The sequence below is a fragment of the Xanthomonas sp. NCPPB 3570 genome (assembly GCF_056725115.1).
The window spans coordinates 2,889,424-2,902,213 of the sequence record NZ_CM161513.1 but is presented as its reverse complement, the minus strand read 5'-3'; the positions used below and the strand labels follow the sequence as shown (position 1 = coordinate 2,902,213).

Genomic DNA, 12,790 nt, shown 5'->3' with positions numbered 1-12,790 from the left:
GTCTTCTTCCCGCCGACCGTGTGCAGCGTCGGCGTCGCCTCCGCGTCGCCGTCGTTCCTGCATTGCCTGCACCGAATGGGCTGGCGCGCCGCATGCCGGCGCCACGCCCGGCACGCGTCCAGCGTGGCGTCGTCGCGCGCTGCGCCGTCGCCGCAGCGGGGTGCGCATGCTGAGCGCGCCGGACATGCCGCTGCGCGAGCAGCGTCGCAATCTGCTGATCGAGCTGGTGCTGCTGTTCGCCGTCGGCTACAACTTCGTATTGGCGATGATCAACGCCAAGGTGTTCCGGGTCAGCCCGGCGATGACCTACGCGGTGGAACTGGCGGTCTATGCGGCGTGTTTCCTGCTTGGCATGCGCGCGCTGGACCGCAAGCGCATGGCGATGGTGTTCACCGGCATCGCCCTGCTGGCGCTGCTGATGCTGGTGCGCCTGTTCATGGCGTGGACGCTGGATCCGAAGTTCTTCCGCGATGCGCTGATCCCGTTCGCCTTCCTGATGCTCGGCGCGGCGTATACCGGCTCGCTGCCGCGCATGTTCGTGCGCATGGCGCTGCTGGTGTCGCTGGTGGCGGTGTTCGAGCTGGCCCTGCCCAAGGTCTACGGCGACGTGGTCAACCCCAAGAGCTATTTCGTCAACGCGCGCGGCGCCAGCGCGTCGAGCTTCTGGAACCAGGACAGCAATCTGTTCGTCAGCGCCACCAGGCCCGGCGCGCGCAACTTCCTGCCGTCGTCGAACCTGCCACGCGCCTCCTCGGTATTCATCGAGCCGGTGACGATGGGCAACTTCATCATCTTCTTCACCGCGATCCTGCTGACCTTCTGGCGCTGGATGCGGCCGCTGGCGATCGTCGCCTCGGTGGCGATGATCGGCTTCCTGATCGTGGCCTCCGACGGGCGCCTGGCTGCCGGGACCTGCGTGATGATGGCGCTGCTGAGTCCGTTGCTGCTGCGCACCGACCAGCGCCTGGGCTTTTTGATCTTCTTCCTGGTGATGGGCGGGGCGTGGCTGCTGGTCTGGGCCTCGGGCATCCAGAGCTACGAGGACACCACGCTGGGTCGGGTGTTCTTCACCGTCGATTCGATCCGCAGGATGAGCGCCGATGCGTGGATGGGGCTGGACGTGGACCAGCCGTACCGCTACTTCGACAGCGGCATCGCCTACTTCATCTCCTCGCAGTCGGTGCTGCTGGTGCTGGCGTTCCTGCTGGCGTACTCGTTCGCGATGCTGATGCGCACCATCGAAGGGCAACTGTTCAAGAACCTGCTGATCTTCGCCTTCTCGCTGAGCCTGCTGGTCTCCAACGGCTACTTCTCGATCAAGACTGCGGCGCTGTGGTGGTTCGTGTGCGGTTGCCTGTGGCAGATGACGCCGCGCCTGCGCGATGCGCCGGTGCTGCCGGCGACCGCGACGACGCCGGCTCCGCGTCTCCCGGCGGTGCCGGCATGAGCGCGCCCGCCACGGCTGTCTCCACGTCGGTGCCGGCGCAGACGCGCACCGCGCTGACGAGCGCGCCGCGCGATATGCGCATCGATGCGGCCAAGGCGCTGGCGATCCTGCTGGTGGTGTTCGGGCATGCCAAGGGCATTCCGCACGCCTACGTGATCCTGGCCTACAGCTTCCACGTGCCGATGTTCTTCCTGCTGTCGGGCTGGGTCGGCGAGGCCTTCGGCAACCGCCCGCTGACCCTGGCCACGGTCGGCAAGCTGGCGCGCAGCCTGCTGCTGCCGTACGTGGCGTTCTTTTTCGTCGCCTACGCGTACTGGATGCTGACCCGGCATATCGGCAGCAAGGCGCAGCTGTGGGGCGACCGGCCGTGGTGGGAGCCGCTGCTGGGCCTGGTCAGCGGCATCGGCCCCAAGCTCTACGTGATGCCGGCGCTGTGGTTCCTGCCGGCGCTGTTCGTGACCACGCTGGCGTATCTGGCGCTGCGTCGGACGCTGTCGTTGCCGGTGCTGGCCGGGCTGTCGTTGCCGCTGGCCTGGGGCTGGGCGTGCTGGTTCCCGGGGCAGGACATGCGCCTGCCGTTCTCCCTGGACGTGCTGCCGGTGGCGCTGTGCTTCTTCGCGATCGGGGCGCTCGCCGCCACGCGGGCGCAGTGGTGGCCGGCGCGGCCGGCCGGCAATGCGCTGGCGGCGCTGCTTCTGGGCGCGGCCTGGTTCGCGATCGCCTGGCACAACGGCCGCGTGGACGTGAACATGCTCAAGTTCGGCGACTCCCCGCTGGGCTTCCTGGTCGCCAGCCTGCTCGGCAGCGCCATGGCGCTGTGCATCGCCGGGCTGCTGCAGCACTGGGCCTGGCTGCAGTGGATCGGACGCAACACCTTGCTGATCCTGTGCACGCACACCTTGTTGTTCTCGGTGATGGCCGGCGTCGCCGCCCGTACCGGCCTGGTCCGCGGCGATGCCTGGGGACCGGCCTGGGCGGTGTCGGTGAGCGTGCTGGCGGTGCTGGCCAGCGTGCCGATGCGCGCGGTGCTGGTGCGGATTGCGCCGTGGATGATCGGCGTGCGTCGCAGCGCGGTCGCGGGAGCGACGGCATGAAGGTGGTGCATGTGGTGCGCCAGTTCCATCCCTCGGTCGGCGGCATGGAGGAGGTGGTGCTGAACATCGCGCGCCGCCATCTGCAGCAGGGCCGCGACCAGGTCGAAGTGGTGAGCCTGGACCGGGTGTTCACCGATCCGCAGCAACGCCTGGCCCCGCGCGACAGCCACCAGGGCGTGCCGATCGTGCGCTTGCCGTATCGCGGTTCCTCGCGCTACCCGCTGACGCCGTCGGTGCTGTCGGCGGTGCGCGGCGCGGAGCTGCTGCACGTGCACGGCATCGATTTCTTCTACGACTTCCTGGCCCTGACCCGGTCGCTGCATCGTGTGCCGATGATCGTGTCCACCCATGGCGGTTTCTTCCACACCACCTATGCCTCGCGCCTGAAGATGCTCTGGTTCAAGACCCTCACCCGCATCTCGGCGCTCGCCTATGCGCGCGTGGTGGCGACCAGCGAGAACGACGGCCAGCTGTTCTCGCAGGTGGTCGCGCCGCAGCGGCTGCGGGTGATCGAGAACGGGGTGGACGTGGACAAGTTTGCCGGGCAGGGCAGCGCCACGCCCGGGCGCACGCTGATCTACTTCGGGCGCTGGTCGGTCAACAAGGGCCTGCTGGAGACCCTGGACCTGGTGCGCGCGCTGGCCGCGCAGGATCCGGCCTGGCAATTGATCGTGGCCGGGCGCGAGTACGACTTCAGCGTGGCCGACCTGCAGCAGGCGATCGCCGAGCGCGGCCTGCAGCAGCGGGTGCGCCTGCAGGTAGCGCCGACCCAGGCGCAACTGGCGCAGTTGCTCGGCAGCGCGCAGTACTTCGTGTGCCTGTCGCGGCACGAGGGGTTCGGCCTGGCCGCGGTGGAAGCGATGAGCGCGGGACTGCTGCCGATCCTCAGCGACATTCCGCCGTTCGCGCGCCTGCAGCGCGAGTCGGGGCAGGGTGTGCTGGTCGACCCGGCCGATCCGCAGGCGGCCGCGGCCACGGTGCGCGCCTTCGCTGCCGCCACCGATGCGGACTTCGCCGCGCAGCGCGCCGCGGCGATGGCGTATGCGCATCGCTACGACTGGGACCGCGTGGTCGGTGCCTATCTGGACGAGTACCGCCTGGCGCTGGGCGGCGCGGAGGGCGGCCGATGAGCGGCGAGCGCCAACGCCACGGCGCGGCGCAGCAGACTGCGCCGGCAGTCACCGTGCTGCTGTCCACTGAGCGCCCGACCGCGACCACCAATCCCTACCTAACCCAGCTCTACGCGGCGCTGCCGCCGCAGGTGCACCTGCGCTTTTTCTCGATGCGCGCGGCGCTGCTGTCGCGCTACGACGTGCTGCATCTGCATTGGCCGGAGTACCTGCTGCGGCATCGCACCGCGCTCGGTACGCTGGCCAAGCAGGTCTGCGTCGCGCTGTTGCTGCTGCGCCTGCGTGTGACGGGCGTGCCGTTGGTGCGCACCCTGCACAATGTGGCGCCGCACGAGGACAAGGGCTGGCGCGAACGCCTGCTGCTGCGCTGGATCGACCGCCAGACCGCGCGTTGGATCCGCATCAATGCGACCACGCCCGAACGCGCGCCGGCCACCGATACCATCCTGCACGGCCATTACCGCGACTGGTACGCGCCGCTGCCGCAACCGCCGCGGGTGCGCGGGCGCCTGCTGCACTTCGGGCTGCTGCGCCCGTACAAGGGCGTGGAGACGTTGATCGCGACGTTCGGCGCATTGCCCGATCCCCAGCTCAGCCTGCGCATCGCCGGCAACCCGATCGATGCGCAGATCCGCGGCGTGGTCGAGCGCGCCTGCGCCGAGGACCCGCGGATCAGTGCACGCCTGCAGTACGTGGAGGACGCGGTGCTGGCGCAGGAGGTCGGGGAGGCCGAACTGGTGGTGCTGCCGTACCGGCAGATGCACAACTCCGGCACCTTGCTGCTGGCGCTATCGCTGGCGCGCCCGGTGCTGGCGCCGTGGAGCGAGGCCAATGCCGCCATCGTCGACGAAGTCGGCGCGCAGTGGGTGCAGCTGTACCAGGGCGAGTTGGATGCGGCGCAACTGGCGCAGGCCCTGGCGCACGCGCAGCAGTTGCCGGCCGACGCCGTGCCGGACCTGTCGCGGCGCGACTGGAACGGCATCGGCCTGCAGCATTACCGCAGCTATCTGCAGGCGCTGACCGCGCGCCGCGGAGAGAACGCATGAGCAGCGCCGAGACCCCGCGGCCGGCAGCGCCGCAACCCGGACTGGGCGCCCGCGCCGCCGGCGGTGCAGCCGTGACCATGGCCGGGCAGCTAGCCAAGATGGTGGTGCAGTTCGGCGGCATCATTCTGCTGGCGCGGCTGCTGACGCCCTACGACTACGGCCTGATGGCGATGGTGACGGCGATCGTCGGCATGGCCGAGATCCTGCGCGACTTCGGCCTGTCCTCGGCCGCGATCCAGGCCAAGCACGTCAGCCGCGAGCAGCGCGACAACCTGTTCTGGATCAACAGCGGCATCGGCCTGGCGCTGGCGATCGTGGTGTTCCTGTCCTCGTCGTGGATCGCGCACTTCTACCGCGAGCCGGCCTTGCTCGGCATTTCCCAGGCGCTGGCGGTGACCTTCCTGCTCAACGGCATGACCACGCAGTATCGCGCGCACCTGAGCCGTGCGCTGCGCTTCGGCCAGGTCTCGCTGAGCGACGTCGGCGCGCAGGTGCTGGGCCTGCTGGCCGGCGTCGGCGTGGCACTGGCCGGCTACGGCTACTGGGCGCTGGTCTGGCAGCAGGTGGTGCAGGCACTGGTCAATCTGCTGATCGCTGGCGCCTGCGCGCGCTGGCTGCCACGCGGCTACCGGCGCGATGCGCCGATGCGCACCTTCCTGAGCTTCGGCTGGAACCTGATGGCCGCGCAGTTGCTCGGCTATGCCAGCCGCAACGTCGGCCAGGTGATCATCGGCCACCGCATCGGCGCCGAAGCGCTGGGCCTGTACAACCGCGCGTTCCAGCTGTTGATGATGCCGCTGAACCAGATCAACGCGCCGGCTACCTCGGTGGCGCTGCCGGTGCTGTCGCAGTTGCAGGACGACCCGCCGCGTTTCGGCAACTTCCTGCTGCGCGGGCAGACGGTGATGGTGCACCTGATCGTGGCGCTGTTTTCCTGCGCCTGCGCGCTGGCGATGCCGCTGATCGTGCTGGTGCTGGGCGAACAGTGGCGGCCGGCGGTGCCGCTGTTCCAGGTGCTGACCCTCGGCGGCATCTTCCAGACCGCGTCCTACGCCACCTACTGGGTGTTCCTGGCGCTGGGCCTGATGCGCCAGCAACTGGTGTACTCGGTGGTGGGGCGGGTGATGCTGATCGCCTGCATCTTCGCCGGCTCGCTGTGGGGCGTGATGGGCGTGACCGTGGGCTACACGCTGGGTCTGCTGGTGATGTGGCCGCTGTCGGTGATCTGGATCGCGCGTATCGCGCCGCAGATTCCGGCCTGGGAGCTGTTCAACAACGCCTTGCGCGCGGTGCTCGGCTACGGCGTCTGCGGCGTCGCCGCCTACCTGGCCGCGCAGCAGTGGGGCGGCGCGTCGCTTTGGATGCAGCTGATCGTCGGCGCCGCGGCAATGGCGCTGTCCGGCCTGCTGGTGTTCGCGCTGTGGCCGGCGTTCCGCCGCGATGTGTTGGCCATCCTGCAGATGCGCACGCTGTTGCGCCAGGCACGGGGAGCGCGATGAGCGTCGGCCGGCCGCGTCTTTCCTTTCCTTCATTCCGCACAGGAGCGAGCGCATGAGCGATTCTTCCGCAGCGGCGCTGCCCGCATCGGCACCGGCCGCGGCCACCACCGGGCGTGCGCCGTGCTATCTGGTGCTGTCGGCGCACGACTACCGCACACCGCGCCGCGCCAACATCCATTTCATCGCCGATGAACTGGCCAAGCGCGGCACCACGCGGTTCTTTTCGCTGCGCTACAGCCTGCTGTCGCGGCTCAAGGGCGACCTGCGCCTGCCGCTGGACGCCACCGCCAACCAGGTGGTCCGCCACAAAGGCGTGGACTGCTACCTGTGGCGCGCGCTGCTGCATCCGTTCAACACTCGGCGGCGCTGGCTGCGGCCGCTGGAAGACCTGATGTTCAAGGTCTACGCGGCGCGCGCGCCGGCCACGCTGATCCGCTGGATGCGCGAGGCCGACGTGATCGTGTTCGAGAGCGGCATCGCGGTGGCCTTCATCGCCCTGGCGGCGCGGATCAACCCGACCGCACGCAAGGTGTATCGCGCCTCCGACGGCTTGAGCACGATCAACGTCGCCGACTACATCGAGCGCGAGTTCGACCGCGTGGCACCGAGCCTGGACGTGATCGCGCTGGTGTCGCCGGCGATGGCTGAGGAGGTCGCCAGCCGCCACAACGTGTACCACGTCGGCCATGGCGTGGACCACGACCTGCACACGCTCGGCGACCCCTCGCCGTACGGCGAGGGCATCCATGCGGTGGCGGTGGGCTCGATGCTGTTCGATCCCGAGTTCTTCGTCGCCGCCAGCCGCGCCTTTCCGCAGGTCACCTTCCACGTGATCGGCTCGGGCATGGGGCGTGCGCCGGGCTATGGCGACAACGTGGTGGTGTACGGCGAGATGAAGCACGCCGAGACCATCCGCTACATCAAGCACGCGCGCTTCGGCATCGCCCCGTACGTGTCCGAGCAGGTGCCGGCGTATCTGGCCGACAGTTCGATGAAGCTGCTGCAGTACGACTTCTTCGGCCTGCCGGCGGTGTGCCCCAATGCCGTGGTCGGCCGCTATCCGTCGCGCTTCGGCTACACCCCGGGCGACGAGGCATCGATCGTCGCCGCTATCGGGCAGGCGCTGCAGGCGCCGCACGTGCGCCATCGCCAGTGCCTGAGCTGGTCCGACACCACCGACCGGGTGCTGGACCCGGCCGCCTACCCGGAGACACGCCTGTTCGCCGACCGCACCGCCTGAACACACGCCGCCGGCGTATCTGCCTTACATCCCGCGCAACCAAGGAGGACCGATGTCCGCATTGCAAAAATGGATCGATTACCAAGAGCGCCGGGCGCTGTTCTGGTGGAAGCCGAAGAACGGCGAGATCAACGTCGGCGATCATCTTTCCAAGATCATCGTCTCCAACGTGCTCGGCCAGCGCGACCGCACCCTGCTGGACAAGCGCGACAAGCGCACGCGGCTGATCGCGATCGGCTCGGTGCTGCATTTCGCCCGCGACGGCGACACCGTGTGGGGCAGCGGCGTCAACGGCAAGATCCCCGCCGACCGCCACACCTTCCGCCAGCTCGACGTGCGCGCCGTGCGCGGGCCCAAGACCCGCGCCTTCCTGCGTGAGCGCGGCCTGCAGGTGCCGGAGGTGTACGGCGATCCGGGCCTGCTGATGCCGTTGTTCTTCCCGCGCGAGGCGCTGGCGCCGCCGCCGGCACGGCGGCCGGTCATGGTGGTGCCGCACTTCAACGAATCCCTGGACAAGTATGCGCAGTACAAGGAACACCTGGTGCTGCCGAACCGCCAGCCGGCCGCGTTCGTGCGGCAACTGCTCGGCGCCGAACTGGTCGTGTCCAGTTCCTTGCACGGGCTGATCCTGGCCGAAGCCTATGGCGTGCCCTCGGTGTACCTGGACTGGGGCAACGGCGAGGACCGCTTCAAGTACGACGACTATTACGCCGGCACCGGCCGCAGCCGCTGGCATGCCGGGCAGACGGTGGAGGAATGCATCGCGCTGGGCGGCAATACCGTGTTCGACCTGGCCGCGGTGCAGCGCGGCCTGCTGGAGAGCTTTCCGCATGACCTCTGGTGAGCGCGCGGCGGGCGAGGTGCTGGCACTGGGCGGCTATCCGATCCTGTGCAGCACCGAAGCCGATTTCGTCGCCACCTTGCTGCAGGCGCTGGCGCGTGGCGAGCGCCGCCAGGTGTTCTTCGCCAACACCAACTTCGTGGTGCAGTGCCAGGCCCTGCGCGCGCAACTCGCCGTGCCGGACGTGTGCATCGTCAACGACGGCATCGGCATGGACCTGGGCGCGCTGCTGGTGCACGGCCGTCGCTTCGCCGGCAACCTCAACGGCACCGACCTGATTCCGGCGCTGTGCCGGCAGAGCCCGCGGCCGCTGCGCTTCTTCCTGCTCGGCGGCCGTCCCGGCGTGGCCGACACCGCGGCGCAGACCTTGCGGCAGACGCTGGGGCAGGAGGTGGTCGGCACCTGCGACGGCTATGCCGAGTTCGCCGCCGCCGGCGCCGGCCTGGCCGCGCGCATCAACGCCAGCGGCGCCGACGTGCTGCTGGTGGCGTTCGGCAATCCGCTGCAGGAGCGCTGGCTGCTGCAGCACGCGGCGCAACTGCAGGTGCCGCTGGCGTTCGGCGTGGGCGCGTTGCTGGACTTCCTGTCCGGCACCGCGCGGCGCGCGCCGGCCTGGGTGCGCCGGCTGCGCATGGAATGGATCTATCGCCTGCTGCACGAGCCGCGGCGCCTGCTCAAGCGCTACAGCTGGGATCTGCTGGTGTTCTTCGCCGTATGCCTGCGCCACGGCCGACACCTGGGCGCCACGCCGCCTGTCCGGGACTCGCTGCGGCCCTCGTGACGCCGACCGGCTGTCGCCGACAAAAGGGCGCTGCCTGACATTCGCGCGGCCATCCACGGGATTAGACTGGACGCATGTCCAGCGCCGCCGCCTTCCGAATCGCCGCCCTGGTGCGCGACCTGTCGCTGCTGCCGCACCCGGAGGGCGGACGCTATGCGCGCGTGCATACCTCGGCCCTGACGGTGCAGCACGCGCAGACGCTGCGCCCGGCCTGCACCGCGATCCGCTTCCTGCTGGAGCGCGGCGAGGTCAGCAACTGGCACCGCATCGATGCCGACGAGACCTGGCAATGGGAAGAGGGCGGGGCGCTGGAACTGTTCGGCTTCGACCCGAACCACGGCCTGCAGCGCTACCGTCTGGACGCCAGCGAGCGCGGCGGCATGCCCTCGGTGGTGATCGCAGCGGGTACCTGGCAGGCGGCGCGGCCGCTGGCCGACTATTGCCTGGTGCGCTGCGTGGTGGCGCCGGGCTTCCTGTGGGAGCGCTTCGAACTGCTGGCCGCGGCCGATCCGCTGGCGGTGCACCTGCCGAAGCTGGCGGACTGATGCCGGGACCGGGCGCGGCGCGCGCGGCGACTGCGCCGAGAACCATCGCGCGCCGGCGCGGCCCGGTGGTGTGCCTGGTCGCGGCCTTGCTGGCGGCGGCTGTGCCCATCGTGCAGGCGCAGACCGCGCTGCCGGTCGCGCCAGCGAACCCACCGGTGGTCGACCTGGACGCGGTGCTGGTGAGCGGGCGCCAGCCCGGCCCGGGCCTGTGGCAGGTCCGCCGCGGCGACCACGTGTTGTGGATCCTCGGCACGGTGTCGCCGCTGCCCAAGCGCATGCAGTGGGAATCGGGAGAAGTGGAGCGGGTGATCGCCCAGTCGCAGGAAGTGATCGCAGCGCCGAGCGTTACCCTGGACTCGGGCCTGGGCATGTTACGCAGCTTGATGCTGCTGCCGTCCCTGCTCAAGGCGCGGCGCAATCCCGATGACCGCACCCTGCAGCAGGTGCTGCCGCCTGACCTGTATGCGCGCTGGCTGCCGTTGAAGGCACGTTACCTGGGCCGCGACGGCAGCGTAGAACGCTGGCGGCCGGTGTTCGCGGCGCAGGAACTGTACGAAGCGGCGATGCGCACCGCCGGCCTGAGCCTGGGCAGCGTGGTGCAGCCGGTGATCGAGCGTGCGGCCAAGCGTGCCAGGGTGCCGATCGTGCCGGTGGTGGTGGAGGTGAAGGTCCCCGACGCCAAGCGCGCGCTGCAGGAATTCCGGGCGACCTCGCTTAACGACAGTGCCTGTTTCGCCCGCACCCTGCAGGTCATCGATCGCGACCTGGAGACGATGCGCCAGCGCGCCAACGCCTGGTCCGAAGGCGATCTGGACACGCTGGCCACGCTGCCGGCCAACGACCAGTACCGGATCTGCCTGGACGCGGTCGGCGAAGCGGCGATCGCGCGCAAGCTGGGCCTGGGCGATGTGCGCCAGCGGGCGATGGCGGCCTGGCTGCGGGAAGCCGAGCGGGCGCTGGCGCAGAATCGCTCCAGTTTCGCGGCGTTGCCGATGCAGACCCTGCAGGAGTCGGGCGGGCCGCTGGATCGGCTACGCGCCAGCGGCGCCGAGGTGATCGCGCCTTAGCGCATGCGAGGCAGGTCGCGGCCCAGGCGAAGCGGCCTTCGGGCGCGTCCGGCGACGCGATACGTGTAGCGGGGCAGGCGAGCAGGCACGGCACGCGCCAACCGCCGTGCCGTGACCCGCGATCGCAGCGGTCAGCCTGCCGCGGTGCGCGGTGCGCTGGCGCTGCTGGCCAGTTGCGGCCAGCGCTGCAGCACCGCGGCGCGAATGCCGGCAGCGTCGATGCCGGCTTCGGCGAGCAATTGCTCGCGGCTGGCGTGGTGCTGGAACGCGTCGGGCAGGCCCAGGTGCAGCACCGGGCGCAGCACGCCTTCGGCGTTGAACAGTTCGGCCACGCCGGAGCCGGCACCGCCGGCCACCACGTTGTCCTCGATGGTCACGAAGCCTTCGTGGCTCTGCGCCAGTTCCAGCAGCAGGGTGCGGTCCAGCGGCTTGACGAAGCGCATGTTGACCACGCTCAGGCCGAGCTCGCGGCCGACCTGTTCGGCCGCCGCCAGGGTCGCACCGAACGCCAGCAGCGCCACGCTGTGGCCTTGCGCGCGCAGCTGGGCCTTGCCGATCGGCAGGGTGTCCAGCGCGCTCCCCGGCGCGATCCCGGGGCCGGTGCCGCGCGGGTAACGCACCGCGGCCGGACCGGGATGGCGCAGGCCGGTGCTGAGCAGTTGCCGGCACTCGGCTTCGTCGGCCGGCGCCATCACCACCAGGTGCGGCACGCAGCGCAGGAAACTCAGGTCCAGGTTGCCGGCATGGGTGGCGCCATCCGGGCCGACCACACCGCCGCGGTCGATCGCGAACAGCACGTCGAGCTGCTGCACCGCCACGTCGTGCACCAACTGGTCGTAGCCGCGCTGCAGGAAGGTGGAATAGATCGCCACGACGGGCTTGGCGCCGTGCACGGCCATGCCCGCGGCCAGGGTCACCGCATGCTGCTCGGCGATGGCCACGTCGAAATAGCGCTGCGGGTACTCCTTGCTGAAGCGCACCAGGCCCGAACCTTCGCGCATCGCCGGGGTGATCGCCAGCAGCGCCGGCTCGGCCGCGGCCATGTCGCAGATCCAGTCGCCGAACACGTCGGTGTAGGTCGGCGCCTTGGCGCCCGGCTTGGCCACCAGGCCCTTGCTCGGATCGAACGGTCCCACGGCGTGGTAGCCGATCTGGTCGCCCTCGGCCAGTTCGTAGCCCTTGCCCTTGGTGGTGATGACGTGCAGCAGTTGCGGACCCTTCAGGGTCTTGAGCGTCTTCAACGCGCCGAGCAGCGCCGGCAGGTCGTGGCCGTCGATCGGGCCGGTGTAGTGGAAGCCCATTTCCTCGAACAGCGTGGACGGCACGAACATGCCCTTCCAGTGCTCTTCCCAGCGCCGCACGAAGCGCGCGGTGGGGTTGCTCTTCTTGTCGCCGAGGATCTTCTTGCCGCCCTCGCGGATGGCGTTGAGGGTCTTGCTGCCGCTCATCCGCCCCAGCATCTTGGTGACCCCGCCGACCGCCTCGGAGATCGACATGCGGTTGTCGTTGAGGATCACCAGCAGGTTCGGTTCCGGGTCCATGCCGCCGGCGTGGTTCAGCGCTTCGTAGGCCATGCCCGCGGTCATCGCGCCGTCGCCGATCACCGCCACCACCTTGCGCTCGTCGCCCATGCGCTGCAGCGCCACCGCCATGCCCAGCGCGGCAGAGATCGAGGTGGAGGAATGGCCGACGCCGAAGGTGTCGTACTCGCTTTCCTCGCGCTTGGGGAACGGCGCCACGCCATCGGCTTGCTTGACCGTGTGGATGCGGTCGCGGCGCCCGGTCAGGATCTTGTGCGGGTAGGTCTGGTGGCCGACGTCCCACACCAGCTGGTCGACCGGCGTGTCGTACAGGTAGTGCAGGGCGACGGTGAGTTCGATCACGCCCAGGCCGGCGCCGAAGTGGCCGCCGCTCTTGCCGACGCACTCGATCAGAAAGGCGCGCAGTTCCTCGGCGATGGCCGGCAGCTCCGATTCATCGAAGCGACGCAGTTCTTCGGGGACCTGGATGCGCGAGAGGCGCGGATAGCGGGTGGGGTCGATCATCGGAATGGAGGTTCAGCGGACCTGTCATTTTCCTCTCCATTCCGGGCACACGCAA

At 69.7% G+C, this 12,790-nt stretch carries 11 protein-coding genes; 10 read left to right on the top strand and 1 reads right to left on the bottom strand.

The annotated features are described in order from the left end of the window. Positions 1-166 precede the first annotated feature (166 nt). The 10 genes from AC1PLR_RS12660 (at position 167) to AC1PLR_RS12615 (ending at position 10,690) form a co-directional block, all read left to right on the top strand. On the top strand, positions 167-1,447 hold the full coding sequence (locus AC1PLR_RS12660; RefSeq protein ID WP_481101219.1) for a polysaccharide biosynthesis protein GumE: 1,281 nt from the start codon (positions 167-169) through the stop codon (positions 1,445-1,447). Next, positions 1,444-2,541 carry an acyltransferase family protein gene (locus AC1PLR_RS12655; protein WP_481101218.1) on the top strand — a complete coding sequence of 366 codons (1,098 nt, stop codon included), beginning with the start codon at positions 1,444-1,446 and terminating at the stop codon, positions 2,539-2,541. Before AC1PLR_RS12660 ends, AC1PLR_RS12655 begins: the two co-directional genes overlap by 4 nt. After that, positions 2,538-3,671, top strand: a complete 1,134-nt coding sequence (locus AC1PLR_RS12650; RefSeq protein WP_481101217.1) for a glycosyltransferase family 4 protein — start codon at positions 2,538-2,540, stop codon at positions 3,669-3,671. Before AC1PLR_RS12655 ends, AC1PLR_RS12650 begins: the two co-directional genes overlap by 4 nt. Continuing rightward, the gene (locus AC1PLR_RS12645; protein WP_481101216.1) at positions 3,668-4,717 is read left to right on the top strand and encodes a glycosyltransferase; all 1,050 of its coding nucleotides are present in this window, start codon (positions 3,668-3,670) and stop codon (positions 4,715-4,717) included. Before AC1PLR_RS12650 ends, AC1PLR_RS12645 begins: the two co-directional genes overlap by 4 nt. Continuing rightward, positions 4,714-6,216, top strand: a complete 1,503-nt coding sequence (locus tag AC1PLR_RS12640) for a lipopolysaccharide biosynthesis protein (RefSeq protein WP_481070790.1) — start codon at positions 4,714-4,716, stop codon at positions 6,214-6,216. Before AC1PLR_RS12645 ends, AC1PLR_RS12640 begins: the two co-directional genes overlap by 4 nt. A 52-nt stretch (positions 6,217-6,268) precedes the next feature. Next, on the top strand, positions 6,269-7,456 hold the full coding sequence (locus AC1PLR_RS12635; RefSeq protein WP_481101215.1) for a GumK N-terminal domain-containing glycosyltransferase: 1,188 nt from the start codon (positions 6,269-6,271) through the stop codon (positions 7,454-7,456). A gap of 52 nt (positions 7,457-7,508) precedes the next feature. Next, a complete protein-coding gene (locus AC1PLR_RS12630; protein WP_010342846.1) occupies positions 7,509-8,300 on the top strand; it encodes a polysaccharide pyruvyl transferase family protein in 792 nt (263 codons plus the stop codon). Further along, complete coding sequence (locus tag AC1PLR_RS12625; RefSeq protein ID WP_481101214.1) at positions 8,287-9,078, top strand: WecB/TagA/CpsF family glycosyltransferase; 792 nt, start codon at positions 8,287-8,289, stop codon at positions 9,076-9,078. The genes AC1PLR_RS12630 and AC1PLR_RS12625 overlap by 14 nt, the downstream gene beginning before the upstream one ends. A 74-nt stretch (positions 9,079-9,152) precedes the next feature. Next, on the top strand, positions 9,153-9,623 hold the full coding sequence (locus tag AC1PLR_RS12620) for a cupin domain-containing protein (protein WP_481101213.1): 471 nt from the start codon (positions 9,153-9,155) through the stop codon (positions 9,621-9,623). Next, positions 9,623-10,690: a TraB/GumN family protein gene (locus AC1PLR_RS12615; protein WP_481101212.1), complete on the top strand. Its 1,068-nt coding sequence runs from the start codon at positions 9,623-9,625 to the stop codon at positions 10,688-10,690. Before AC1PLR_RS12620 ends, AC1PLR_RS12615 begins: the two co-directional genes overlap by 1 nt. Positions 10,691-10,821: 131 nt before the next feature. On the opposite strand, the gene dxs is transcribed toward AC1PLR_RS12615, so the two are convergent. After that, positions 10,822-12,735 carry a 1-deoxy-D-xylulose-5-phosphate synthase gene (gene dxs, locus AC1PLR_RS12610; protein WP_481101211.1) on the bottom strand — a complete coding sequence of 638 codons (1,914 nt, stop codon included), beginning with the start codon at positions 12,733-12,735 and terminating at the stop codon, positions 10,822-10,824. Positions 12,736-12,790 lie beyond the last annotated feature (55 nt).

What these genes read in the sequence shown, in the direction of transcription:
- AC1PLR_RS12660 (WP_481101219.1), top strand. Translation starts at nt 167, where the DNA reads ATGCTGAGCGCGCCGGACATGCCGCTGCGCGAGCAGCGTCGCAATCTG.
- AC1PLR_RS12655 (WP_481101218.1), top strand. Translation starts at nt 1,444, where the DNA reads ATGAGCGCGCCCGCCACGGCTGTCTCCACGTCGGTGCCGGCGCAGACG.
- AC1PLR_RS12650 (WP_481101217.1), top strand. Translation starts at nt 2,538, where the DNA reads ATGAAGGTGGTGCATGTGGTGCGCCAGTTCCATCCCTCGGTCGGCGGC.
- AC1PLR_RS12645 (WP_481101216.1), top strand. Translation starts at nt 3,668, where the DNA reads ATGAGCGGCGAGCGCCAACGCCACGGCGCGGCGCAGCAGACTGCGCCG.
- AC1PLR_RS12640 (WP_481070790.1), top strand. Translation starts at nt 4,714, where the DNA reads ATGAGCAGCGCCGAGACCCCGCGGCCGGCAGCGCCGCAACCCGGACTG.
- AC1PLR_RS12635 (WP_481101215.1), top strand. Translation starts at nt 6,269, where the DNA reads ATGAGCGATTCTTCCGCAGCGGCGCTGCCCGCATCGGCACCGGCCGCG.
- AC1PLR_RS12630 (WP_010342846.1), top strand. Translation starts at nt 7,509, where the DNA reads ATGTCCGCATTGCAAAAATGGATCGATTACCAAGAGCGCCGGGCGCTG.
- AC1PLR_RS12625 (WP_481101214.1), top strand. Translation starts at nt 8,287, where the DNA reads ATGACCTCTGGTGAGCGCGCGGCGGGCGAGGTGCTGGCACTGGGCGGC.
- AC1PLR_RS12620 (WP_481101213.1), top strand. Translation starts at nt 9,153, where the DNA reads ATGTCCAGCGCCGCCGCCTTCCGAATCGCCGCCCTGGTGCGCGACCTG.
- AC1PLR_RS12615 (WP_481101212.1), top strand. Translation starts at nt 9,623, where the DNA reads ATGCCGGGACCGGGCGCGGCGCGCGCGGCGACTGCGCCGAGAACCATC.
- dxs (WP_481101211.1), bottom strand. Translation starts at nt 12,735, where the DNA reads ATGATCGACCCCACCCGCTATCCGCGCCTCTCGCGCATCCAGGTCCCC.